Origin of the sequence: Actinopolymorpha sp. NPDC004070 (genome assembly GCF_040610475.1) — a bacterium.
Lineage (GTDB): Bacteria > Actinomycetota > Actinomycetes > Propionibacteriales > Actinopolymorphaceae > Actinopolymorpha.
Genome location: NZ_JBEXMJ010000002.1, coordinates 288,101 through 311,994, shown reverse-complemented (window position 1 = coordinate 311,994; position 23,894 = coordinate 288,101). Strand labels below are relative to the sequence as shown.

At 71.8% G+C, this 23,894-nt stretch carries 16 protein-coding genes and 1 pseudogene; 9 read left to right on the top strand and 8 right to left on the bottom strand.

The annotated features are described in order from the left end of the window. Positions 1–254 precede the first annotated feature (254 nt). Positions 255–2,615 (top strand): replicative DNA helicase, encoded by a 2,361-nt coding sequence (locus tag ABZV93_RS04980; RefSeq protein ID WP_354931358.1) that lies wholly within the window; start codon positions 255–257, stop codon positions 2,613–2,615. A 135-nt stretch (positions 2,616–2,750) separates the two neighbouring features. Here ABZV93_RS04980 and ABZV93_RS04975 read toward each other — a convergent pair whose 3' ends face one another. After that, positions 2,751–3,131 (bottom strand): VOC family protein, encoded by a 381-nt coding sequence (locus tag ABZV93_RS04975; protein WP_354930515.1) that lies wholly within the window; start codon positions 3,129–3,131, stop codon positions 2,751–2,753. A gap of 130 nt (positions 3,132–3,261) precedes the next feature. Next, positions 3,262–3,660 (bottom strand): YccF domain-containing protein, encoded by a 399-nt coding sequence (locus tag ABZV93_RS04970; RefSeq protein WP_354930512.1) that lies wholly within the window; start codon positions 3,658–3,660, stop codon positions 3,262–3,264. A 154-nt stretch (positions 3,661–3,814) separates the two neighbouring features. Here ABZV93_RS04970 and ABZV93_RS04965 point away from each other — a divergent pair, with 154 nt between their 5' ends. From ABZV93_RS04965 to ABZV93_RS04945, 5 genes are all read left to right on the top strand, one after another. Continuing rightward, entirely contained in the window at positions 3,815–4,711 is an 897-nt protein-coding gene (locus ABZV93_RS04965; RefSeq protein ID WP_354930509.1) for a 6-phosphogluconolactonase, read from the top strand. Between the two features lie 96 nt (positions 4,712–4,807). Further along, positions 4,808–6,109 (top strand): glycoside hydrolase, encoded by a 1,302-nt coding sequence (locus tag ABZV93_RS04960; protein ID WP_354930507.1) that lies wholly within the window; start codon positions 4,808–4,810, stop codon positions 6,107–6,109. After that, the gene (locus ABZV93_RS04955; RefSeq protein WP_354930504.1) at positions 6,110–7,168 is read left to right on the top strand and encodes a BadF/BadG/BcrA/BcrD ATPase family protein; all 1,059 of its coding nucleotides are present in this window, start codon (positions 6,110–6,112) and stop codon (positions 7,166–7,168) included. 11 nt (positions 7,169–7,179) lie between these two features. After that, positions 7,180–7,977 carry a GntR family transcriptional regulator gene (locus ABZV93_RS04950; RefSeq protein ID WP_354930501.1) on the top strand — a complete coding sequence of 266 codons (798 nt, stop codon included), beginning with the start codon at positions 7,180–7,182 and terminating at the stop codon, positions 7,975–7,977. Positions 7,978–8,253: 276 nt separating this feature from the next. Then, positions 8,254–11,766: a BTAD domain-containing putative transcriptional regulator gene (locus ABZV93_RS04945; protein ID WP_354930498.1), complete on the top strand. Its 3,513-nt coding sequence runs from the start codon at positions 8,254–8,256 to the stop codon at positions 11,764–11,766. A 15-nt stretch (positions 11,767–11,781) separates the two neighbouring features. Here the strand turns inward: ABZV93_RS04945 and ABZV93_RS04940 are convergent, their stop codons facing one another. Next, the gene (locus ABZV93_RS04940) at positions 11,782–13,026 is read right to left on the bottom strand and encodes a glycosyltransferase family 2 protein (protein ID WP_354930495.1); all 1,245 of its coding nucleotides are present in this window, start codon (positions 13,024–13,026) and stop codon (positions 11,782–11,784) included. A 13-nt stretch (positions 13,027–13,039) separates the two neighbouring features. Then, positions 13,040–14,116, bottom strand: a complete 1,077-nt coding sequence (locus tag ABZV93_RS04935) for a polysaccharide biosynthesis protein (RefSeq protein WP_354930492.1) — start codon at positions 14,114–14,116, stop codon at positions 13,040–13,042. Between the two features lie 664 nt (positions 14,117–14,780). Between ABZV93_RS04935 and ABZV93_RS04930 the strand changes: the two genes are divergently transcribed. Both ABZV93_RS04930 and ABZV93_RS04925 read left to right on the top strand, forming a co-directional pair. Next, entirely contained in the window at positions 14,781–18,092 is a 3,312-nt protein-coding gene (locus ABZV93_RS04930; protein ID WP_354930489.1) for a S41 family peptidase, read from the top strand. Between the two features lie 59 nt (positions 18,093–18,151). Then, a pseudogene (locus ABZV93_RS04925) lies at positions 18,152–18,439 on the top strand (Uma2 family endonuclease); the annotation flags it as partial. A gap of 80 nt (positions 18,440–18,519) precedes the next feature. On the opposite strand, the gene ABZV93_RS04920 reads toward ABZV93_RS04925, so the two are convergent. From ABZV93_RS04920 to ABZV93_RS04910, 3 genes are all read right to left on the bottom strand, one after another. Next, positions 18,520–21,501 carry an FAD-binding and (Fe-S)-binding domain-containing protein gene (locus ABZV93_RS04920; RefSeq protein WP_354930486.1) on the bottom strand — a complete coding sequence of 994 codons (2,982 nt, stop codon included), beginning with the start codon at positions 21,499–21,501 and terminating at the stop codon, positions 18,520–18,522. Positions 21,502–21,669: 168 nt separating this feature from the next. Next, complete coding sequence (locus tag ABZV93_RS04915) at positions 21,670–22,173, bottom strand: cupin domain-containing protein (protein ID WP_354930483.1); 504 nt, start codon at positions 22,171–22,173, stop codon at positions 21,670–21,672. A 65-nt stretch (positions 22,174–22,238) separates the two neighbouring features. Beyond that, complete coding sequence (locus ABZV93_RS04910) at positions 22,239–22,625, bottom strand: DUF4267 domain-containing protein (RefSeq protein ID WP_354930480.1); 387 nt, start codon at positions 22,623–22,625, stop codon at positions 22,239–22,241. 77 nt (positions 22,626–22,702) lie between these two features. On the opposite strand from ABZV93_RS04910, the gene ABZV93_RS04905 reads away from it, so the two are divergent. Next, positions 22,703–23,275 (top strand): TetR/AcrR family transcriptional regulator, encoded by a 573-nt coding sequence (locus tag ABZV93_RS04905; protein ID WP_354930477.1) that lies wholly within the window; start codon positions 22,703–22,705, stop codon positions 23,273–23,275. On the opposite strand, the gene ABZV93_RS04900 is transcribed toward ABZV93_RS04905, so the two are convergent. Then, positions 23,272–23,826 (bottom strand): YciI family protein, encoded by a 555-nt coding sequence (locus tag ABZV93_RS04900; protein WP_354930474.1) that lies wholly within the window; start codon positions 23,824–23,826, stop codon positions 23,272–23,274. The two genes, ABZV93_RS04905 and ABZV93_RS04900, sit on opposite strands and share 4 nt — an antisense overlap. Positions 23,827–23,894 lie beyond the last annotated feature (68 nt).

The following is a 23,894-nucleotide window of genomic DNA, read 5'->3' as shown; positions in this document are numbered from 1 at the left end:
CAGTGAATCCCCAGGCAATCCCCCGGCTACCCACAGCCCCTGTGTACGACAGAGTTGCCGTTCACCGCCCTGCACGGCGTACGGTCGCCTCTCACGTCGAACCCTGTCCGTTCGCGCCGCTTGTCGGCGTTGTCGGTGGTCGCCGCTAGAACTGTCGCACAGGTGTTCGTCACGGGTGGAGCGTCGGAGGTAGTGCGGCAGTGAGTGTCAGTGAGTTCCCTGTCCCGCGCGCGGTCGAGGGTGCCCCCGACCGGATGCCGCCGCAGGACATCGCCGCGGAGCAGTGCGTTCTGGGCAGCATGCTGCTGTCCAAGGACGCCATCGCCGATGTGGTGGAGGAGATCCGCGGTCCCGACTTCTACCGTCCCGCGCACGAGACCGTCTACGAGGCGGTGCTCGACCTCTACGGCCGGGGTGAGCCCGCCGACGCGGTGACCGTGGCGGCGGAGTTGCAGCGCAAGGGCGAGCTGGCCCGCATCGGCGGCGCTCCTTACCTCCACACCCTGATCGCGTCGGTGCCGTCGGCGGCCAACGCCGGCTACTACGCGGTGATCGTGCGGGAGAAGGCGATCCTGCGCCGGCTGGTCGAGGCGGGCACCAAGATCACCCAGATCGGGTACGCCGGCGACGGTGACGTCGACGACGTGGTCGACCGGGCGCAGGCGGAGATCTACAGCGTCACCGACAAGCGCAGCAGCGAGGACTACGCCGTCCTCGGCGAGATCATGGAGTCCGCCCTCGACGAGATCGAGGCGATCGGCTCCCGCGGCGGCCAGATGGTCGGCGTCCCCACCGGCTTCACCGACCTGGACGCGCTGACCAACGGGCTGCACCCCGGCCAGCTGATCGTCGTGGCCGCCCGCCCCGGTGTGGGCAAGAGCGCGCTGGCTCTCGACTTCGCCCGGGCGGCGTCGGTCAAGCACGGCCTGGCGTCGGTGATCTTCTCGTTGGAGATGAGCCGTACCGAGATCACCATGCGGCTGCTGTCGGCGGAGGCGCGGGTCCCGCTGCACCACATGCGGCAGGGCAGCATGACCGACGACGACTGGGCGCGGATGGCGCGGCGGATGGGCGAGGTCTCCGGCGCCCCGCTCTTCATCGACGACTCGCCCAACATGACGCTGATGGAGATCCGGGCCAAGTGCCGGCGGCTGCGCCAGCGCAACGACCTGCGGCTGATCGTCCTCGACTACATCCAGCTGATGACGTCCGGCAAGCGGGTGGAGAGCCGGCAGGTGGAGGTCGCGGAGTTCTCCCGAAACCTCAAGCTGCTGGCCAAGGAGCTCGGCGTCCCGGTCGTCGCGCTGTCCCAGCTCAACCGTGGTCCCGAGCAGCGCACCGACAAGCGCCCGATGCTCTCCGACCTTCGCGAGTCCGGCTGCCTCACCGCTGACACCCGGGTGCTGCGGGCGGACACCGGGCAGGAGGTGGCGCTGGGGGAGTTGCTGGCCTCCGGTGCTCGTGACGTGCCGGTCTGGTCCCTGGACGAGCGCCTGAAGCTGGTGCCGCGCACGATGACCCACGTCTTCTCCAGCGGGGTGAAGGAGGTGTTCCGGCTCCGTCTCGCGTCGGGCCGGGAGATCAAGGCCACGGGCAACCACCCCTTCCTCACCTACGACGGCTGGAAGGCGCTTCGTGAGATCGCTTCGGGTGCCCGCCTCGCCGTCGCGCGCCACGTCCCGCCGCCGCTGCAGATCACCCCGCGGGGCGACGACGAGGTCGCCACGCTCGCCCACCTGCTCGGCGACGGCTCGCACGAGAAGTTCGTGCCGGCCGGTGTGTACTCGCTGCCGAAGCGGCAGATCGGGCTGTTCCTGCGGCACCTGTGGTCGACCGACGGGTGCGTGCACCGGGACGCCGCCGGTCAGGTGCGGATCTACTACGCGACGACCAGCCGCCGGTTGGCGGACGACGTTGCCCGGCTGTTGTTGCGGTTCAACGTGTTCACCCGGATCAGGACCGTCCGCAAGGAGGGGTACCGGGACTCCTACCACGTACATGTGGTGGGTGCGGAGAACCAGCTCCGGTTCGTCGAGGACGTCGGGGTGCATGGCGCACGTGGTGCGGTTGCCGCCGAGGTGCTGCCCGCACTTCGCGCCGTCACCGCCAACCCGAATGTCGACACCGTGCCCAAGGACGTGTGGGACCGGGTCCGCGAGGTGCTCGCCGAGCGGAAGGTGAGCCACCGCCAGTTCGCGGCGGCGATGGGCCCCAGCTTCTCCGGCTCCACGATGTGGAAGCACGCACCGAGCCGTACCCGGCTTGCCAAGGTCGCCTCGGTGCTGGACTGCGCCGACCTGGACGTCCTCGCCACCAACGACGTGCTGTGGGACACCGTGGTGTCCGTCGAGAGCCTCGGTGAGCAGGAGGTCTACGACGCGACGGTGCTGGGCACGCACAACTTCGTGGCGGACGGGGTCGCGGTCCACAACAGCATCGAGCAGGACGCGGACATGGTGATCCTGCTGCACCGCGAGGACGCCTACGAACGCGAGTCGTCCCGTCCCGGCGAGGCCGACTTCATCGTCGCCAAGCACCGCAACGGCCCCACCGCCAACATCACCGTCGCCTTCCAGGGCCACTACTCCCGCTTCGTCGACATGGCCCAGGGCTGATCCTGTCGGTCACCTGCTCACACGCGGCCACCGACTGAAATCAGGACTCACAGGACGGGTCCTGGTGCTGCGGGTCCTGGTGCTGCGGGTCCTGGTGGTGGTGTTCCGGCGTGTGGACTGCGCAAAGCACCTCGGTCAGGAGGTCGCCGCGCGCTCGGCCTGGCTGCGCAGAACGCAGAACTCGTTGCCCTCGGGGTCGGTGAAGACCACCCAGCCGGTGCCGTCGGGGTTGCGCCGGTCGTCGAAGATGGTGCCGCCGAGCTCGAGGACGCGTTCGACCTCGACGTCGCGGGTGGTTTGCGGCTCGAGGCACATGTGCATGCGGTTCTTCACCGTCTTCGGCTCGGGCACCTGAAGGAACAGCAGCGGCGGCCCCTCGGGCAGCTGCACCAGGACCTCGGGGTCGCCGGGGAAGTCGTCCTCGCCGAGCGGGGCGTCGAGGAGCTTGCTCCAGAACTGGGCGAGTGTGTACGGGTCGTTGCAGTCGATGGAGAACGTGCGGACGCGAGTGGGCAAAGGAACTCCGGGGGGTCTGGTCGCTGGAGGTGTGGTGCCGGAAGCTACCAGCCGGGTCCGACGGCGCGTAGAGGTCATCCGTACCCCCACCAAGTACCGGCAAGTACCGGCAGTACCCGCATCACCGGCCTCAGCGCTTGGTGAACGCCATCGGGTCGTCGACGTCCACGATCTGCTTGCCCATCGGGAAGAGCGAGATCGGGACCAACTTGAAGTTCGCCAGCCCGAGCGGAATCCCGATGATGGTGAGGCACTGCGTGACGCCGGCGACGATGTGGGCGAGCGCCAGCCACCAGCCGGCGAGGATCAGCCAGAGCACGTTGCCGATCAGCGATCCGGCTCCCGCGTCCGGCTTGTCCACGAGTGTGCGGCCGAAGGGCCAGAGCGTGTAGTTCGCCATCCGGAACGCCGCGATACCGAACGGGATGGTGATGATCAGGATGCACAGCACGACTCCGACGACGGCGTACCCGAGAGCCAGCCACAGTCCGCCGAAGATCAGCCAGACGAGGTTCAGGATCAGCCGCACCTCTCCAGTGTCCGTGGGCGTTCCCGTTGCCGGTAATCACCGGATCCACTGGTGACCGAAGCGCCCCTTCTCACCCGGCTCGACTTGAATAGACCAGTTGGACCAAATAGGGTCCGAGCGGCAGGCGCAACCTGGCGGTACGAGAAGCCGAGGCGTGAGAAGCCGAGAGGGGTGGTGGGTCGTGCGGATCCGGCCGACGCTGTTCACCGACGCCGACACACTCGGCCGGGCACTCGCGGCCGAGATCGCCGACGGCATCGAGGCGGCGAACTCCCGCGGCCGGCGCTATCTCCTCGGCTGCCCCGGCGGTCGCAGCCCGATGACGACCTACGCGGCGCTCGCCGACCAGGTGCGCATCCGGCGGATGGACCTGTCCGGCCTGGTGATCGTGATGATGGACGAGTACGTCGAGGCCGGCCCCGCGCCCGGCTCGTTCGTGTGTGTCGCCGACCACCTCGCCCACAGTTGCCGTGGCTTCGGCCGGGACCTGATCGCGGCCCCGCTGTCCGCCGCCGCCGGCCCGGGCCGGGGCGTGCAGGAGGAGCACCTGTGGGTGCCCGACCCGGCCGACCCCGCCGCGTACGACCGGCAACTCGCCGCCGCCGGTGGCATCGACCTGTTCGTCCTCGCCTCCGGCGCCTCCGACGGGCACGTGGCGTTCAACCCGCCTGGAACTCCCGCAGACGCGCAGACCCGGATCGTGCCCCTCGCTCGGAGCACTCGGCAGGACAACCTGGTGACGTTCCCGCATCTGCGCATCCTCGACCGGGTGCCGACCCACGGCGTCGGTGTCGGCGTGGCCACCATTCGCAAGCAGGCCCGCCGGGCGGTCATGGTGGTGCACGGCGCGGACAAGGCGCGGGCCGCCGCCCAGGTGGCCGCCGCCGACCACTACGACCCGGCGTGGCCGGCGACGATCGTCAGCGAGTGTGCCCGTCCCGGTCTCTACGTCGACCAGGCTGCCGCCGTCGGGCTCGGCCGCGGTGACCCCACGCATCCGCTGATCAGCCGCGCGGACCGGCGCCATGGCAATCCCGCAACCTCGGGTTGACATCCGTGCACGACTCGCCGCCAAGCACACCTTGACACCACGAACACCCCGCCCGCACACGAGACCCTGACAGCCAAAGAGCTCGGAGGACCACTGATGGCCCGGATCAAACTTGCCTACCTCGGTGGCGGCTCGACACGCGCCGCCGGGACGATGGCGTCGTTCGTGCACCACGGCGCGGAGTTCGACGGGTCCGAGGTCGTCCTCATCGACCTGGACGCCGACCGGCTGGCCCTGATCAAGAAGCTGGCGGAGCGGATGGCACGCAACGCCGGGCTCGACCTCACCATCACCGCCACCACTGACCGGCGCGAGGGCCTGCGCGACTGCGACGCCGTACTCTCCAGCTTCCGGCCCGGCGGCTTCGAGGCTCGCGCCCTCGACGAGCGCATCCCCCTCAAGCACGGCGTGATCGGCCAGGAGACGCAGGGACCCGGGGGCTTCTTCATGGCGCTGCGGTCGATCGCGGTGATGAAGGCCGTCGCCGACGACCTCGCCGCTGTGGCCCCGAACGCCAGGATCTTCAACTACACCAACCCGGTCAACATCGTCGCGCAGGCGATGACGAGCTACACCGACATCCCGATCGTTTCGCTGTGCGAGGGCCCGATCATCTTCCCGCGCATCGTCGCCGAGGGAGCGGGCCTGGACCCCGACCTCGTCAGGACCACGATGTCGGGCATCAACCACAACTGCTGGAGCACCGAGCACACCTACGAGGGCAAGGACCTGATCCCGCTGCTGCGCGACGCCTACGAGGCGCGCCGCGACGATCCGAGCGTGAGCGCGGACACCAGGCGGCTGCTGCGGCTCGCGGTCACGATGGAGTCGGTGCCGTCGTACTACTTCCTCAACTACTACTTCCGCGACGAGGTGCTGCGGCACCTGCAGGGCAAGCCGACCACCCGCGCGGAGGACATCGTGGCGGAGGTGCCGGGCTACTGGCAGCACTACACCGAGCAGGCCACGTCGGAGACGCCCGAGCTCGACCCGGCGCGTTCGCGCGGCGGCATCCACGAGCTCGAACTCGCCATCGACGCGATGAACGCCTTCTACAACGACACCGGCGAGGTGCTCCCGGTCAACCTGCCCAACACCGGCGGCGTGCTGCCCGGCTTCGACGAGGACGTCGTGGTGGAGGTGCCGACCCACGTGGACGCGAAAGGTTTCCGGGCCCTTCCGCAACAGCCGCTGCCGCACGCGGTCCGCGGGCTGGTCCAGGCCCTGGCCGAGCACCAGGTGCTGGCCGCCAAGGCCGGCTGGGAAGGCGACCGGAACGCCGGGGTCCGTGCGCTGGCCGCGCACCCGCTGGTTCCCTCGCTGCCGGTGGCCGAGGAGTTGTACGCCGAGATGGCCCACGCCCACGCGGCCCACCTGCCCGAGCGGCTGCTTCCGTAGATGGAGCCACTGCACCTCGGCGTGGACGCCGGGAACAGCAAGACGGTCGCGCTGGTGTGCGACGCGGACGGTCGCGTCGTCGGGTACGGCCGGTCCGGCAACGGCGACATCTACGGCGCGGAGTCGGCGGCGGCCGCCGTGGACGCGGTGGTCGCTGCTGTCAAGGACGCATTGACAGCAGCCGGCACCCGGGAGGACGACGTCCGTGCGTCGGCGTTCCGGCTGGCCGGGGTGGACTGGCCGGAGGACCACGCGTACTGGATGGACGCTCTCGCCCGGCGACTGCCCGGCCTGCTGGCACCGTCGGTTCTCAACGACGGGTTCGCCGCCATCCGGTGCGGGGCATTGGACGGTGCCGACGGCGCGGGCGGTGGCCTCGATCCTGTCGGTGCCGGCGTGGCCGTGATCGCGGGTACCGGCTCGGCGGTGGCCGGGCGCGGGCCGACGGGTACGGAGTGGAGCATGAGCTTCTGGATCCAGGACGCGCACGGCGCCTCCGGTCTGGTGGGGAGCGCGCTGCGAGCGGTCTACCGCGCCGAACTCGACCTCGGCCCGGCGACGGCGCTGACCTCACGGCTGCTGGCGTTCTTCGGCGCCACCGACGTCGAGGCGCTCCTGCACTCGTTCACGGGCCGGGAGACCGGGCACGGCTGGGCCCGGCAGGCCGCGGCCGCGCGGGAGGTGGTCGCGGCGGCCGTCGGCGGGGACGAGGTGGCCGCGGCGCTGGTCCGTGACCAGGGTCGGCACCTGGCCGACTACGCCCGGGTCACCGCCCGGCGGGTCGGCTTCGCCGTCGACGCTGACGGTGCGGACGGTGGGCGCGGCGTGCCGGTCGTCCTCGCCGGACCGGTGCTGTGTGCGGCGGGTTCACCGGTGACGGCCGCGCTGCTGGAGGCGCTGGGCCGGGTCTTCCCGGTGGCCCACCCGCGTCTCGCCATTCTGCCCCCGGTGTCCGGCGCGGTGCTCGACGCGCTCGCCGACGCAGGCGTCGAGCTCGTACCCGCCGTGTACGAACGGCTGCGGGTTACCGCGCCGCCACCGGCGTTCCTGGCCACCTGAGCGAGTGGCCGATGAGGACGAACGACCGCCCAGCCGTCGACACCGCCGCGGGCGCGACCGCCGAGACCGACACCGCCGATCCCGACACCGCCGTCGGCAGCGCGGTGGCACTGGCGTACGCCCAACTCGCCGACGCGCTGCGCCGCGGTGTGTACCCAGAAGGGACCCGGCTGCCCGGCGAACGTGACCTTGCAGCCCAGGTCGGCGTCAGCCGGATGACTCTGCGGCAGGCCCTCGCCCGCCTCGCCGGCGAGGGACAGCTCGAACGCTCCGCGCAGCGCGGCTGGTTCGTCCCCCGGCGGATGGTCGGCGAACCGCCGAGCGTCCTGCAGAGCTTCACCGAGATGGCCAGGGCGCGCGGTCTGCGCCCGACGTCGCGGGTGCTGGGCACCGAGGCGCGTCCGGCCACGCCCGAGGAGGCGCGGCGGCTGGGGCTGGCCGAGTCGGCGACGGTGCTGCAGATCCGTCGGCTGCGCGGCCTCGACGGCGCACCCGTCTGCCTGGACACCACGGTCCTCGCCGGTGACCGGGCCGGCGCGCTTGCCGAGGCGGACCTGACCGACCGGTCGCTGTACGAGGCGCTGCACACGCTGTGCGGGGTGGCGGTGGCCCGCAGCTCCTACACGGTCCAGGCACACGCGGTCGAACCGGAGCCGGCCCGGCTGCTCGACCTGCCGGTGGGTGCGCCGGTGCTGGTCGGCTCCGAGGTCGCCTACGACACCGACGACCTGCCGGTGCTGTGCGGCACCACGCTCTACCGCGGGGACGCCTACCGGTTCCAGGCCGACCTCTACCGCCCGCTGTCCTGACCGCGGCGCCGTGGCGCACGCCCGATCCCGGCCACTTGTGCGACCGGAGCGTCTCACCCCCGTGACGTTGCCGGCGGTCTCTCGTTGTTCACGATGCCGGTTGCCTGGTCTGGCCACGTGGCCACTTCGGGCCACCTGGCAACCTGACCGGGTCGCTCGCGCGAATCTGCGTGTGGGAGCGACGACGAATAGCATCATCTAGCGGAAGAGAGACCAACACTCATCGGTCACAACCGTCTCGGTCAAGGAATGCATCGTCTGCGCCATGGGGGTGGCATGGGGACAGGCCTGCTGGAAAGTAGCGACGTCGGAGCCGACCGGATCGAGGTGCGCCTGCTCGGGCCACTGCGGGTCCGCCGGCCCGACGGCTCTGTCGTCCCCAGTGGCGGGTGGCGCACCGGCAAGACCACCGACCTTCTTCGGCTGCTCGCCCTGAATGCCGGCGACCCGGTGCCGGCGATGACGTTGACCGAGACCCTGTGGCCCACGGTCGACGAGTCCCGTGCCCGGGCGAGTCTGCGCACCGCCGCGTCCCAGATCCGCAAGGCCGTGGGTGTGGACTGTGTGGGTCGCCGCGCCGGTGGCCTGGTGCTGCTGGACGCCTGGGTGGACGCCGTGGCCTTCACCGGTCTGGCCGCCGAGGCCGCCCGGGCCTACCGCGAGGGACGCCACGCCGACTGCCTGACCGTGACCCGCGAGGCGGAGGCGCTCTACGTCCACGACTTCCGTGCGTACGACGTCGACTCGGTGTGGGCGAGCGAGCACCGCGAGCGGCTCGCGGTGACCTATCTGTCGCTGCTGTCCGACGCCGCGGACGCCGCGGTCGCCCTGGGCTGGATGCACGACGCGGTGGAGTTCGCGTCCCGGGTGCTCGCCATCGACAGCTGGTCCGAGCGGGCCTACCGCGCGCTGATGTACGGCTACGGCGGCCTCGGCCAGACGGCGCAGGCGCTGCACGCCTTCGAGCGGTGCCGGTCCGTCCTCGCCGAGGAACTCGGTGCCGATCCCTCGCCCCAGACCCGGGCGGTGCACCTCCACCTGCTGTCCGCCGACCCGGTGACCCACACCGAGTGTCCGTTCGTCGGGCGTACGGCGGAGTCACGGTGGCTCGGCGACATCGTGCGGTCGACCGTCGACAGCGGCCTGCCGAGCATCGTGCACCTCGGCGGGGAGCCGGGCGTCGGACGGACCGCGCTGGTCACGGAGGTGTGCCGGAAACTCGACCTGCCGCTGGTCCGCGCTGACGGCGACGGCCCGAACGCCGGCCGCGCCGATCTGGTCGATCGCGTCGTCGCGAGTCTCGACCAGGGAGCCGACGGAGGCGAGCCGCCCGAGCGACTGGCCGCCGCGATGTCCCGTTCGGCGCCCACCGTCGTCCTCCTCCGGGAGAGCGACGACGCACCGCCGGCGTACCGGAACGCCCTGTGCCGGGCGGTGCTCCGGTCGACCGGCCCGGTCGTCGTCGTACTCGTCTCCGGCACCGGAAAGGACACCTGCGAGCTGCTCTATGTGCACAGGGGCGGCACGGACGAGCGCGTGCACCGCCTGGACCTGCCGCCGCTGGACGCGACCGAGCTCACCGAGCTCGCCGAGGGCCTGCTCGCGGGTACGCCGACCGAGCCGCTGGTCACGGAGCTGCTGGCGGTCAGTGCCGGCCTGCCCGGCCGGGCCATGGCCACGCTGAACACCTGGTCGCGGCGCGGACGCATCGTCTCCACCCCGGACGGCCTGGCGCTGATGCCGGCCCGCGAGCCCGGCGTACCCACCGTGCCCGAGGTCGACGCCGTCGGCGGCCGGGTCGACGACGGGTACGAGGATGTGGGTGCGGCCCCGCAGTCGGTCCTCGCCCGGGCGTTCGACCACCTCGACGCGGAGTCGCTGACGGTTCTGCAGTACGCCGCGCTGCTGGAGCGCCCGCTGACCCCGGAACTGCTGGTTCCTCTGCTTCGGCCCGACGACCCGGCCGCCGACCCCGCCACCGCGGTCACCTCCCCCTACGCCGTCGGACGGTCGGCGTACGGCGGGGTCACCGACGTCGCGGATGCCGGCGACGCAGCCGTCGAACGCCGACGGGTGCAGGCGCGTCTCGACCGGCTGCTCGACCTGGGCCTGCTCGTCCGCGACTCCCGGGGCGCGGCGGTGTTTCGTGACCCGTTGCGCCGGTCCGCTGTCCGCTACTGGCTGCGCCCGACGGTTCGACAGCGGCTGCACGGCCGGATCGCCGCGCAGGCCCCGATCCCGACCGGCGACCGCGTGCACCACTGGCTGCGGGCGGGTGAGCCGCAGCTGGCGTACCTCGCCGCCGTCGACGCGGCCAACGAGGCGGGGGCCGAGGGCCTGCTCGAACAGGCGCGGGACTTCCTGTTGCGGGCCCGGGCACTCGGCCCCGCCGACTCCGACGCGCTCGACCGCGCCGATCTGGACGAGCGGATCGCCGACGCCGAGGCGACCATCGGCCGGCGGGAGGAGGCCCGGGAGACCTACGCCAGCGCGCTGCGGATCGCCCGCGCGCACGACCTGCCGGTGCAGAGCCGGCTCGTCCGGAAGCTGCGCACCCTGGACGACGCGCCCGGCCGCGACGCCATGTCGGGTGGCTCCGGCCTGCTCGCCTCCGGCGGTCCGGGCGGCGCCAGCCGGTCGGTCCAGCACTTCCCGGCGCCGCCCCCGGCCGGCGGCAACGGCGAGTTCGGCGTCGAACCCGGTTCGCCACCCACCGCCGACGCCGAGCGTGTCCTGCGGGCGGCCGTCGAGGACGCCGACCGGGCCGGCGCTGCCGACGCCGGTGCCCACGCGCGGTTGCTGCTCGCCCGCATCGTTGCGTTCCCCCGGCGCAGCCTCCACCAGGGCCGGCACCTGGCGCGGGAGGCCCTCGCCCTGGCGACCCGGCCCGACCTGCGGGCGCAGGCCCTGCTGGTCGCCAACCTTCCGGACGTCGTCCTCGGCAGCCCGAGCGTCCTGGAACGCCCACTGGCGGAGGCGGCCGAACTGGCCGCCGGTGAGGGCATCCACCCGTCCCTGCTCGGCCGGATCAACCTGCTGCGGTGCCTGGCCGCGCACGACGCGGGCTCTCCCGCGTTCGAGACGATGTGGGCGGAGTACCTCTCCGCGTATCCGCGGCCCGAGGACGACCCGTCGTTCGCCTGGGCGCGGGTCCGGATCCACACCGAGCGCGGCGACCTCGAGGCCGCGCAGGTCGCGGACCGGGTCGACCTCCCGGCGGCGTCCGGGCCACTGCTCGCGCAGCTGCACGCGGGTGCCCGGGCGGACCTGCTGATCGCGCTCGGCCGGCTCGACGACGCCGCCCGGGTCACGCAGTCGCTGCTGGACCGTGCGACCGAGGACGGATGCATCCTGATGGTGCCCGAGGCCGCCGCCCGGTTGGTGGTGCTGCGGTCCCCGACCGATCTGCGGGCGGCGCACCAGTACTTCGACCTGCTCGACTGGGCGATCGGGTCCGAGGGCGACCTGGCGCGGGAGAGTTGCTGGCGGCTGCTCGCCCGGGCCGCGATCCGCACCGCCGACGGCCGGCCCGCCGCCGCAGCCGGCGCCAGTGCCCTCGCCGCGCACGTCGCGGAGTCTGCCGGGCTCGTCCTACTCTCCGCCCGGGCCCAGCTCGACCGCGCGCGGCACCTCGTGGCCGCGGGGTCCTGGGTGGACGCCCGGCTCGCGGCCGCGGCCGCCGGGCGCGCGTTCCGCTCGGCCGGGCTGGAGCACCTCGCCCGGGCGGCGGACTCGGCCACGTCGTCGGCTCCACGGAGCAACGCCGCCGGCGAGCGCCCGGTCGGCTGAACCCGCGACCCGGACCTACGGCGCCACCGGACCGGCGCCGGGTTCGGGTGATGTCGGTGCGACCCGCACCAGGTGCGGCCGGATGATGCCCAGGTTGCGGTCCTGCCAGGCCATCCGTACGTACCACAGCACTCCGAGCAGCGGCATCACCAGACTGACGAACAGCATGTAGAACGGGACGAGCAACAGCACCGGCCCGCGGTGCTTCCAGTGCAGGTACGCCACAAGACCGGCGTACAGCACCAGCGCACACAGCAGCGACGAATACAGCGTGAAGCTCGTGACCACGCCGTCCACCGCCAGCCAGCGCAACGGCGCCAGCGCGATGGTGATCACGCCGCCGTACACCCAGAACCACGGATGCCGGGTCACGAATCGCGCGTTCACCACGAACAGCCGGAACTCCCCGCCGGCCCAGGCCAGCCGCTGCCACCACCACCCCCGAGGCGTGGCGGGCACCGTCGTCGGCACCTCGAACGGGATGTGCGCCACGCGGTAGCCCAGCGCCCGGGCGATCAGGCCCACCTCCACGTCGTTGCCCTGGAAGAACAGCGAGTGGCGGCTCATCACGTCGGCGAGGACCTCGGTCCGAGCGACATGACACGCGCCCGAGACCAGCCAGGACGCGAGGAACCGGAACTGCATCGCCAGCCGGTACTCGTAGTGCTGGAGTCTGGCGAGCAGGGTGTCGGAGTTGAGCGGAACGAGCCGTACCGACGCGAGGTCGGCGCCCTGGCGTTCGAGCTCGCCGACCAGGACGTCGAGCGGCCGGACCGTCGTGGTGTCGGCGTCGAGCGGAACGACGTACTTCGCGCGGACGAGGTTCAGCGCGTCCCGGATCAGCCGGTCCCGCACGGTGCCGGACGTGGCCCGGCGACCGCCGGTCCGCGGGGCGGTGAACGACGCGACGAACACCCGGAACCCATGCTGCCGTGCCAGCGCGTACAGGTCGGAGTAGAAGTCGTCACTCTCACCGGAGGGCGTGCACAGCACCACTCGGTTACCGTGTGCCGCGAGGTAGTCGGCGTTCTCAAGGTACCTGATGTCGCCCCAGATCGGGACCAGCACCTCGAAGTCAGAGTTCGCCCGGGTGCCGGCGAACGCGTAGACCCGCCCGCGTGCCCGCAGACTCGCCAGTGCGTCCACCGCCACGGCGAGGACGGGCACGGCTACCACCGCGAGGACGATCAGGGCGGTCGTGGTGGCTGTCGTGTTGGCGGGTGTGACGGCGGCCGACAGGGCGGCCAGATCTGCTGTCATCGCTGCCGCGCCCTCAGCTCGCCAGGGCGGCGAGGTCGGCGCCGGCCAGTAGTTCGGCCATCGCCCGGCGTACCTCGTCCGGGTGCGCGGTGGCGGCCCGGGAGCACAGCGACCTGATCGCCGCCCAGGACGCGGCACCGGTCTCGGCCACGTCGACCTCCCGGATGCGGGGGTGCGCCGTGGGCCGCTGCGCCTCGGATGGGTCGAACAACTCCTCGTGCAACTTCTCGCCCGGACGTAGACCGGTGACCACGATCTCGGGTTCGGGCGCACCGGAGAGGGCGGCGAACCGCCGGATGAGGTCCAGGATGCGCACCGGCTCACCCATGTCCAGCACGTACGTCTCACCCGCCTGGGCCAGCACGGACGCCTCGATCACCAGGCCGGCGGCCTCCGGGATGGTCATGAAGTAGCGCGAGGCGGCCGGGTGGGTGAGGGTGACCGGACGACCGGCGTCGAGTTGCCAGCGCAGGGTCTCCACGAAGGAACCGCGGCTGCCGAGCACGTTCCCGAAGCGCACCGAGGCGACCGTCGTGGCGCCGGCGGCACTGCCGGCACTGCCGGCCACGACCATCTCCGCCAGCCGCTTGGACATCCCGAGCACCGACGTGGGCCGGGCCGCCTTGTCGGTGGAGATGTTGATGAACCGCTCCACCCCGTGCGCGATGCACGCCTGCAGGACGACCGCGGTGCCGAGGACGTTCGTCCGTACGGCCGCCTCGGGGGAGTTCTCCAGGAGCGGCAGATGCTTACGAGCCGCCGCGTGGTAGACGATGCTCGGCCGCGCCCGGGCGAGTACGCGGTTCAGCTTCGCCTCGTCGGCGACGTCGGCCAGCACGAAGTGCGAGTCGTTCAGCAGCGCGTTGCCCGACAACTCCCGCTGCAGCGAGTACAACGCGTACTCGTCGTTGTCGACGAAGAAGAGCTCGCCTACTCCCAGTCGCGACAACTGCCGGACCAGCTCGCTGCCGATCGAGCCTCCGGCGCCGGTGACGAGGACTCGGCGGCCCGTGACCAGCCGGGCTGCCTCCTCGCCGTAGACCGGTTCGGCCGACCGGCCGAGGATGTGGGCGGGCGAAACTCCCAACATATGGTCGTGCTCCTCCTGACGTCGACCGGCCGAACGGCCGGAACCACGGAGCAGCCTCGCGTCCGACCGTGACGGTGACGTCAAGTCATGTAGTTGACGGAAGCCCCCTGACGCTCCGTACCTTGTTCACGCTCCGTTGACGCCGAGTCCGCATGCTCATCCACAGCAACTGGGGGGCGGCGCGACCGGGCTGGGGGGCCTGGCCGAGCCAACGTCGGGGGGAAGGGCGCGGCCGGGATCGGGGACCCGACCGCGCCACTCTTGGGGGGACGGGGCGGCGCGCGGCCGGATTTCCGTACGGACTCCGGCCGGTGTCGCCCCGGACAAGCAGTAACGGGGGACGTACCGGTGAGACGCTGGAGGGGAGCGTCTCACCGGTACGCCGTTTCAGGGCAGGTCCCGGCCCCATCCCGCCGATCGGGCGCGGATCGTGGCCGGTTCAGGTGCCGCCTTCACCCGGTTCACCTCCCACCTCCTGCATTCCGTACGCGTTCCCTCTGTATTCCGCTCGGCCCACCTCGCGCATCCCGCCCGGCCACCTCGCGGACAGGCCGATCACAACTGTCGGCACGACGGCATAGGCTCGGAAATTCCGCGCCACGGCGATGGCGCGGGCCTGGGGCAGACCCTAGGACGACGGTCGTTCGACAGGGGGAATCCAGCGATGGGCGAGACCCGCAACGGCGGCAACACCGGCAACGGCGACAACACCGGCAACACCGGCAACACCGGCTACCTCCGGTTTCCGACGATCAGCGGCGACACGGTGGTCTTCTGCGCCGACGACGACCTGTGGAGCGTGCCGGCGACCGGCGGCCGGGCCTTCCGGCTGACCGCGGGGGTCGCCGAGGCCGGCCGGCCCCGCCTGTCGCCTGACGGCTCCCGGATCGCGTTCGTCGGTCAGGAGGAAGGCCCCGGCGAGGTCTACGTCATGCCCGCCGCCGGAGGGGAGTCCCGGCGGCTCACCTTCGAGGCCGCGCGGACGACCATCGCGGGCTGGCTGGATGCCGACACCATCGCCTACGCCAGCACGACCGGCAGGCCCGTCGACGAGTACCGCCTGCGCACCGTGCGTGCCGACGGCGGGCCGTCCGCGGAGCTTCCCTACGGCCAAGCCCAGTCGATCGCGCTCGGCCCGGCGGGTGGGGTGGTGCTCGGCCGCAACACCGCCGACCCGGCCAGGTGGAAGCGCTACCGAGGAGGCACGGCCGGACGGCTGTGGACCGACCCGGACAACAGTGGGGAGTTCCGCCCATTGGTCGCACTGCCCGGCAACCTCGCCAGCCCGTGCTGGGTGGGTGACCGCGTCTACTTCCTGTCCGACCACGAGGGCATCGGCAACGTCTACTCTTGTACGCCGGAAGGCGACGACCTGCGCCGGCACTCCGACCACGGCGACTACTACGCTCGCAACCTCTCCTCCGACGGCGCCCGGCTGGTCTACCACCACGCGGGCGACCTGTATCTCCTCGACCCGGCCGAGGACGAGCCGCGGCAGGTCCCGGTCGAGTTCGGGAGTTCCCGTACGCAACGCAACCGGCAGTTCGTCCCCGCCGGTCACCACCTCGACTCGGCCACCCTGGGACCCGACGGCAGCGACCTGGCCATCACCACGCGGGGCAAGGCGTTCTCCTTCGCCCACTGGGAGGGCGCGGTCCGCCAGCACGGCGAGCCGGACGGCGTGCGCTACCGCCTGCTCACCTGGCTGAACGACCACGCCCGGCTGGTCGCCCTGGCCAGCGACGACCGGCCGGAGGAGCGCCTGGTCGTCCTCACCGCCGACGGCAGCGCGCCGCCGCGGTGGCTGGACGACCTCGACCTCGGCCGCGTCGTGGAGCTGGCCGTGTCGCCGCACGCGGACCAGGTGGCGGTGACCAACCACCGCAACGAACTGCTGCTGGTCGACCTCGCCGCCGAGCCCGCGGCCGTACGCCCGATGGACCAGACGCCGCACGGCTCGATCACCGGGATCACCTGGGCGCCCGACGGCCGGTGGCTCGCCTACTCCCGGCCGAGCAGCGCCAAGGTCCGCGCGATCACCCTGTGCCGGGTCGACAGCGGGGAGACCTGGCCGGCGTCGCGTCCGGTGCTCGCCGACCACTCGCCGAGCTTCGATCCCGACGGGAAGTACCTCTACTTCCTCGGCCAGCGCGACTTCGTGCCGGTGTTCGACGCGCTGCAGTTCGAGGCGGGCTTCCCGCTCGGCACCCGCCCGTACGCCCTCGCGCTGCGCGCCTCGGTCGGCTCGCCGTTCGTTCCGCAGCCCCGGCCGGTGGTCAGCGAGGCGGCCGCCACCCAGAAGAAGGCGGAGGAGGAACGCAAGGCGGAGGAGGAGGTCACCAACGACCACGTGCCTCCGGTCGAGATCGACGTGGACGGGCTGCCGGACCGGATCGTCGCGTTCCCCGTGCCGGAGGGCCGCTACGAGCGGGTCGCCGGGATCCGCGGCAAGGTGCTGTACTCCAGTTGGCCGCTGCAGAGCCCGCCCGAAGGGCCCGGTCACCGTGAGAGCGGCGGGGCCCTGGACGTCTACGACTTCGAGACGCAGAAGTCCGACCGGCTGGTCGACGGGCTGTCCGACTTCACCCTCGACCGCGGCGCGCACACCCTCCTCTACTACACGGGCGAGCGCCTGCGAGTGCTGCGCGCGGGGGAGAAGCCGCAGGACGAGGGCGACGACCCGAGGCGCGCAACCGGCTGGGTCGACCTCGGCCGGGTCAAGGTGTCGGTGCGGCCCGGCGCGGAGTGGCGGCAGATGTTCCGCGAGACCTGGCGGCTGCAGCGCGACCACTTCTGGGTGGCCGACATGTCCGGGATCGACTGGGACCGCATCTACGACCGCTACCTCCCGCTGGTCGATCGGGTGAGCACGCGTTCGGAGCTGTCGGACCTGATCTGGGAGCTGCAGGGCGAGCTCGGCACCTCCCACGCGTACGAGATGGGCGGCGCCTACCGGCCCGGACCGCACTACGCGCAGGGATTCCTCGGCGTCGACTGGGAGCTCGACCCCGGCACCGGCCGCTACCGGATCGGGCACCTGCTCGGCGGCGACCGCTGGAAGGACGACCTCACCTCCCCGCTCAACCGGCCCGGCGTCAACGTCGCGGTCGGAGACACCGTGCTCGCCGTCAACGGCCAGCCGATCGGCACCTCCGCCGACGGCACCCACCTGCCGCCGGGCGCTCCGCTGGTCAACCAGGCCGGCGAGGAGGTTCAGCTGACGGTCGTACGCGGCGACGACGCACCGCGCACCGTCACCGTGCGGGCCACCGGCTCCGAGCGGGCCGCCCGCTACCGCGACTGGGTGGAGGCCAACCGCGCCTACGTCGCCGAGCACACCGACGGCCGGGTCGGCTACCTCCACATCCCGGACATGGGCACCCGTGGGTTCGCGGAGTTCCACCGCGGATACCTCCGGGAGTACGACCGGGACGCGCTGCTGGTCGACGTGCGCTTCAACGGCGGCGGCTTCGTCTCCGGGCTGTTGCTGGAGAAGCTCGCCCGGCGCCGGCTGGGTTACGACTTCTCCCGCTGGCTGGAGCCCGAGCCGTACCCCTACGAGTCACCGCGCGGGCCGCTGGTCGCCCTCACCAACGAGTGGGCCGGCTCCGACGGCGACATCTTCTGCCACGCGTTCAAGATGCTCGGCCTGGGCCCGCTCGTCGGCAAGCGCACCTGGGGCGGTGTCATCGGCATCTCGCCCCGGCACGCCCTCGCGGACGGGACGGTCACCACCCAGCCCGAGCACTCCTTCGCCTTCGACGACGTGGGCTGGCGGGTGGAGAACTACGGCACCGACCCCGACATCGAGGTCGACATCACGCCGCAGGACTACCGCGCCGGGCGAGACCCGCAGCTGGACCGGGCGATCGAGGCGGCGCTGGCCGAGCTGGCCGCGAAGCCGCCACACACGCCGCGCCCGGCCGAACGCCCCCGCCTGGCCGCACCCACCCTCGCACCGCGAGACCGCTCGTGACCCCTGCTGCGGGGTATCTGCGGTGACAGCCGGGCCAGCTCCCGCCGGGCTGGACCTTCGCGTTCGACTTCGATGTGATCGTCGCCGACGACCACACCAGGCGGCCGGACCTGGCAGTTGTCCGCGAGGAGAGCATCGACGTCGACCCGACGCCGCCGAGCGAGATCGAGATCGCGATCATCGTCGAGGTCGTCTCGCCAGGCTCCGAGCTGCCTGACCGCAAGGACAAGCCGGAAGAGTACGCCCAGGCGGGGATTCCGGTGTTCTGGCGGATCGAGACCCGGGGCACCCTCGCGCTGGTCGCCCACGAACTCGTGGGTGCGGACTACTCGAGCACGCCCCGGTGACCGGCACCTTCCCCACCCGGCAGCCGTGGCCGCTGGAGATCGACATACCGGATCTGGCGCGGGTCGGGCCAGGCGCTGACTCAGCCGTCAGCTGTCAGCGGGCCGGCTGCGTCCTGGGCGGCGGAGCCGACTCCGAGGGCGCGGGCGGCAAGCTGGGCCAGGTGGGCGGGTTCGCGTTCGCCCGCCTGGCGTACCTGCGTACGGCAGCTGAACCCGTCGGCGAGCATCACCACGTCGGAGTCGGCTGCCCGCACCGCCGGCAGGAGCTTGCGTTCGGCGCAGTCCATCGACACCTCGTAGTGGCCCTTCTCGAACCCGAAGTTGCCGGCCAGGCCGCAGCATCCGGAGTCGAGCACCTCCGCCTCCACGCCGAGCGCGCCGAGCACCTTCCGGTCCGCGACGAAGCCGAGTTCGGCGTGCTGGTGGCAGTGCACCTGGACGAGTGCGCGCTGGCCGGGCCGGCGTACGTCGAGGTCGTCGGTGTGCTCGGCGAGTACCTCGGCGAGGGTGCGCGTCTGCGCCTTGAGCGTTCCCGCGGCGGGTTCGTCCGGCAGCAGGTCGGTCAGCTCACCGCGGAACAGCGCGGTGCAGCTCGGCTCCAGGCCCACCACGGGGACACCGGCGTCAAGCCAGGGTTGCAGGGTCTGCAGCGTGCGGCGCAACACCCGCTTGGCGGTGCCGAGCTGCCCGGTCGACACCCAGGTCAGCCCACAGCACACCGGCTTGTCCGGGACCTCCACCCGGTAGCCCAGCGACTCCAGCACCGCCACCGCGTCCATGCCGAGATCGGGGTCGAACGCGTTGGTGAACGAGTCCGGCCACAACAGCACCCGGGGTGCGTCCGCCGGCAGCGCGGGCGCGGGACGGGAACGGAACCGGCGTACGAACGTGGTCGGCGCGAACTCCGGGATGTCGCGCTCGGGAGCGATCCCGCCGACCCGCTTGGCCAGCGCGGCCAGCGGCCGGACCTTCGTCGCCGCGTTGGCCAGCCGGGCGAACGGCGCGGCCAACCGCAGCCACAGCGGCAGGAAGCCCATCGAGTAGTGCGACGCCGGCCGCACACGTCCCTTGTAGTGCTGGCTGAGGAATTCCGCCTTGTAGCTCGCCATGTCCACGTTGACCGGGCAGTCGGTCTTGCAGCCCTTGCAGGACAGGCACAGGTCCAGCGCCTCGCGTACCTCCGCAGAACGCCAGCCGTCCTTGACCACCTCGCCGTTGGCCATCTCGAACAGCAAGCGCGCACGGCCCCGCGTGGAGTGCTTCTCCTCGCGGGTGGCGCGGTAGCTCGGGCACATCACGCCGCCGTCGGCGGACAGGCACTTGCCCACGCCCATGCAGCGCCGGGTCGCCCCGAAGAACCCGTCCTCGTCGTGGGCGAACGCCAGCGTCGTGTCCGCCCGGATCGTCGGCGGCGCCACGAACACCCGCAGGTCCTCGTCCAGCTTCGCCGGCGAAACGATCCGCTTCGGGTTCATCAGACCGTCCGGGTCCCACGCCGAACGGAAGTCCTCGAACGCGCCGAGGATCGCCGGTGGGTACATCCGGTCGAGGAGTTCGGCCCGGGCCTGCCCGTCGCCGTGCTCGCCGGACAGTGAACCGCCGTGCGAGGTCACCAGGTCGGCCGCGTCCTCCATGAACCGCCGGAACCCGGCCACTCCCTCGGCCGAGAGCAGGTCGAAGTCGATCCGGACGTGGATGCAGCCGTCGCCGAAGTGGCCGTAGTAGATGCCCTGCCGCCCGTGCTCGGCGAGCAGCGCGTCGAAACCGCGCAGGTAACCGCCGAGTCGCTGCGGCGGCACCGCCGCGTCCTCCCAGCCTGGGTACGCCTCGCTGCCGTCCGGGAGCCGGGTGGTGCTGCCGGCGCCGTCCTCGCGCACCCGCCACAGCGCCTTCATCCGGCCGGGGTCGCTCACCACCACGCTGGTCGCGCCGTGGCCCGCCATCACCCGGGCCACCTCGCGGCCGCGGGCCTCGGCCTCGGCGACCGACTCACCACCCGTTTCGACGTACAGCCAGGCGCCGCCGTCCGGCAGCGCCTCCAGCGCGGGGTTGGAGGGGTTACGGGCGCGCACGATGGCGACGATCTTCGAGTCGACGCTCTCGATGGTGAGCGGGTGCAGGTCGAGCAGCGGTACGACGTTGTCGGCGGCCACGAACTGGTCCGGGAACCCGAGCACGGTCAGCGCCCGCGCCGGCGGCGACTCGACCAGGTGCACCTCCGCCTCGAGCAGCGTCGCGCAGGTGCCCTCGCTGCCGACCAGCGCCCGGGCGAGGTGGAAGCCCTGCTCGGGCAGGAGCTGGTCGAGGTTGTAGCCGGAGACCCGGCGGGTCAGGTCGGGGAACTCCGTGCGCACCAGGTCGCCGTAGGTGTCCCGGACCGCGCGCAGGTCGCGGAAGAGCTGCCCTGTCCGGCCGGGGTCGGCGCACAGGCGGGTCAGTTCGTCTTCGCTGGTGGGGCCCGCGGTGAGCCGGGTGCCGTCGGCGAGAACGACGTCGAGGTCGGACACGTTGTCGACCGTCTTGCCCCAGGCCACCGAGTGCGAGCCGCAGGCGTTGTTGCCGATCATGCCGCCGAGCGTGCAGCGGTTGTGGGTGGACGGGTCGGGTCCGAACGTCAGGCCGTACGGCGCGGCCGCCTTGCGCAGGTCGTCCAGCACCACGCCGGGCTGCACCCGCGCCCGCCGCCGGTCCGGGTCGACCGAGACGATCGCGTCGAGGTGCCGGCTGAAGTCCATCACCACCGCGGTGTTGACCGCCTGTCCGGCGATGCTGGTGCCGGCGCCGCGCGGCAGCAGGGGGACGCCCAGCCGGTGGCACACGTCGACGGTGGCGAGTACATCGTCCACGTCGACCGGCTGCACGACCCCGACCGGCAGGTGGCGGTAGTTGGACGCGTCGACGGAGAACATCGCGCGGGACCCGGCGTCGAACCGGACCGCGCCGCGGACGACCTTCGCGAGTTCGCGGCGTACAGATTCGGTCAGTTCGGTGTCGATGCCGCCGGCGCCCGCCGACCTCGGTCGCAGTGCGGCGCTGTTCTGGGTCTGGGCGGAACTCTGCACGGATACGAGCCTTCCACGCGCCGCCCGGCCGGTGGCGACGAGGGGTAGGACCCGGCCGCGCGCTTCGGCCGCTCGCGCCGGTTCTGTGCCGGTTTCTGCCTGCATGGACGCGCTGCGGCAGAATCGGCACGTCGTACGACTGGCTGGCCTGAGCGGTCCCGCCACCTGTCAGGAGCGCCCGGACCGGGCGTCCTCCCAGCTCGCGCTGGTTCCGAAGTAGGTGTCATACAGCTCCTGGACGTCCAGCAGGCTCTCCGGCGGCACCTTCCCGTAGGCGATGCGTTCCAGGTGGCGGAAGTACTCGAACCGCTCGACGCCCGGGGTGATGACGATCAGGATGTCGGCGTCCTCTCCCGGCGCGGCGGCGAAGGCGTGGGAGAGACCGGGTGGGACGACGACCAGGTCACCCCGCTCGGCGGTGACGACCTGCTCGCCGGACAGCAGCTGGGCCGTACCGTCCAGCAGGTAGAAGAGCTCGGCCGAGTTGGCGTGGTGGTGCGGCTTCGCACCGTCCGCGCCGTTGGTCAGGCTGACCCGCTGGGTGGACAACGCGCCACCGGTGGAACTGCTGTCCGCGAGCAGCCGGATCGTGGTCGGGGCGCGCCCGACCACCTCCGCGTCCACGGAGCGCACGATCACCGAACTGTCGAAACGCGGTGCGATCAGCGACATGCGACCGGTCCTTTCGATAGGCACATCAGGGAGTACGAGAAACGTTGTGGGGTTGAGGGTCGCAGCTATCGGACCGCGAACAGCAGCCCCGCGCCGAGGAGGACGACCACGGCCGTGGCGAAGTGGACGCCGAACGCGGTCGCCCGGCTTCCCCCGTGGCGGAGCACGATCAGCGTGTCCCCGAGCGGTGCGAGAGCGACCGCCAGCATGAACCACGCCTCAGCCTGGGCGCCGGCGAACGCGAGCAGTGCGAGTCCGACCACGCCGTAGGTTCCGTCGCGCACTCCCTTGATGGTGAGGTACGCCGGATCGCCGTTCTCCCTGGCCGGGACGCCGTAGCCGGCGGCCGCCGCACGGGGTGCCAGGAGGAACCGCGCGCCGATGAAGAGGATGAACAGGTTGAGCACGATGGCGAGCCCGTAGGCGAGGTAGGTGAGCACGTCAGCTTCCATTCTGCTAGCACCGCTAGATTCTGGAGTGACGCTAACATGCCGTCGACAGGAATGCTAGCGGTGCTAGGCTGACGGCCATGCCGATCCAGAAGCGCCGGGAACGCGAGCGGGCCGAGCGGGAACGCCTGATCGTCTCGGCCGCGCGTGAGCTGGCCGAGTCCGAGGGCTGGGACGCGGTGACCACTCGGCGGCTCGCAGACGAGATCGAGTACAGCCAGCCCGTCCTCTACAGCCACTTCAAGGGCAAGAACGCGATCATGGCCGCGGTGGCGCTGGAGGGTTTCGCCGAGCTCGCGGCCGACCTGCACACCGCCCGCACCTCCGCGTCCGGTGCTCGGGACGCCCTCGCCGACGTCGCCACCGCGTACGCCACCTTCGCCGAACGCCGCCCAGCGCTGTACGACGCGATGTTCACCCTCCCCGTCGACCTGCCGTTCGCCAGCCCGGAGTCCCCAGCTCCTCTGCAGCAGGGGTTCGCCGAACTCCGCGAGACGTTGCGGCCACTCGCGGGAAAGGAAAGTCCGGACGTGCTGGCCGAGACCTTCTGGAGCGCACTGCACGGGCTGGTCACCCTGATGCGCAACGGCCGGCTCCGGGTGGCCGAGCACGAGGTCCGGATGGCCGCCCTGATCAGCCGGTTCTCCGCCTAGCGACTCGCAGCGGGCCGGCCACCGAAGCTCCAGAGATGCACCTCGGTGTGAACGTCACCTCGTGCGGGGAGCAGGGCTGCCGCGGTCTCGGGGTTCGGTGCCTCCACGGCGGCCGCCCGGCCGAGGAGGGTCTCACCGTCGAGGCCGCGCAGACCGCCGTACACGATCAGGTGTGGTGACGTGAGCGGCTCGGGTCCGGAGCCGTCCAGGGCGACCAGCAGGTACCGGTCGTAGCCCTCGACGGCTCCGGCGAAGTCCCACATCGTGTGCCCGAGCACGTTGTCGAAGCGGCACAGCAGCACCGACTCGAAGGCGCCCGCGCGGAAGTACGGCTCCTCGTAGGCGAACTCGCGGGCGGCCCGCCGGTCCGGGAGATCCACGATGTGCAGGCTCCCCGTGGATTCCGCGTCGTCGCCGCGGCCGGTCAGCGTCGGACCACGGGCGATCAGCCGGTCGGCGTAGCGATCCATGAAGTCCCAGTGCTCGTTGCTCAGGCGCACCTTGAGCGGGAACGCTCCCGGACGATCGCGGCCGTAGACGAAGAACTGCACGGTCGCTCAGCCTAGATAACCCGGCGGCCGGCGTGGACAACGGCAGGCTCCCGTCGGTCGCCAAGCGC

Bases quoted from the DNA above. Each gene is read 5' to 3' on its own strand.
- ABZV93_RS04980 (WP_354931358.1), top strand. From the start codon at position 255: ATGCCGCCGCAGGACATCGCCGCGGAGCAGTGCGTTCTGGGCAGCATG.
- ABZV93_RS04960 (WP_354930507.1), top strand. From the start codon at position 4,808: ATGGCCCGGATCAAACTTGCCTACCTCGGTGGCGGCTCGACACGCGCC.
- ABZV93_RS04955 (WP_354930504.1), top strand. From the start codon at position 6,110: ATGGAGCCACTGCACCTCGGCGTGGACGCCGGGAACAGCAAGACGGTC.
- ABZV93_RS04950 (WP_354930501.1), top strand. From the start codon at position 7,180: ATGAGGACGAACGACCGCCCAGCCGTCGACACCGCCGCGGGCGCGACC.
- ABZV93_RS04945 (WP_354930498.1), top strand. From the start codon at position 8,254: ATGGGGACAGGCCTGCTGGAAAGTAGCGACGTCGGAGCCGACCGGATC.
- ABZV93_RS04940 (WP_354930495.1), bottom strand. From the start codon at position 13,026: ATGACAGCAGATCTGGCCGCCCTGTCGGCCGCCGTCACACCCGCCAAC.
- ABZV93_RS04935 (WP_354930492.1), bottom strand. From the start codon at position 14,116: ATGTTGGGAGTTTCGCCCGCCCACATCCTCGGCCGGTCGGCCGAACCG.
- ABZV93_RS04930 (WP_354930489.1), top strand. From the start codon at position 14,781: ATGGGCGAGACCCGCAACGGCGGCAACACCGGCAACGGCGACAACACC.
- ABZV93_RS04915 (WP_354930483.1), bottom strand. From the start codon at position 22,173: ATGTCGCTGATCGCACCGCGTTTCGACAGTTCGGTGATCGTGCGCTCC.
- ABZV93_RS04910 (WP_354930480.1), bottom strand. From the start codon at position 22,625: ATGGAAGCTGACGTGCTCACCTACCTCGCCTACGGGCTCGCCATCGTG.
- ABZV93_RS04905 (WP_354930477.1), top strand. From the start codon at position 22,703: ATGCCGATCCAGAAGCGCCGGGAACGCGAGCGGGCCGAGCGGGAACGC.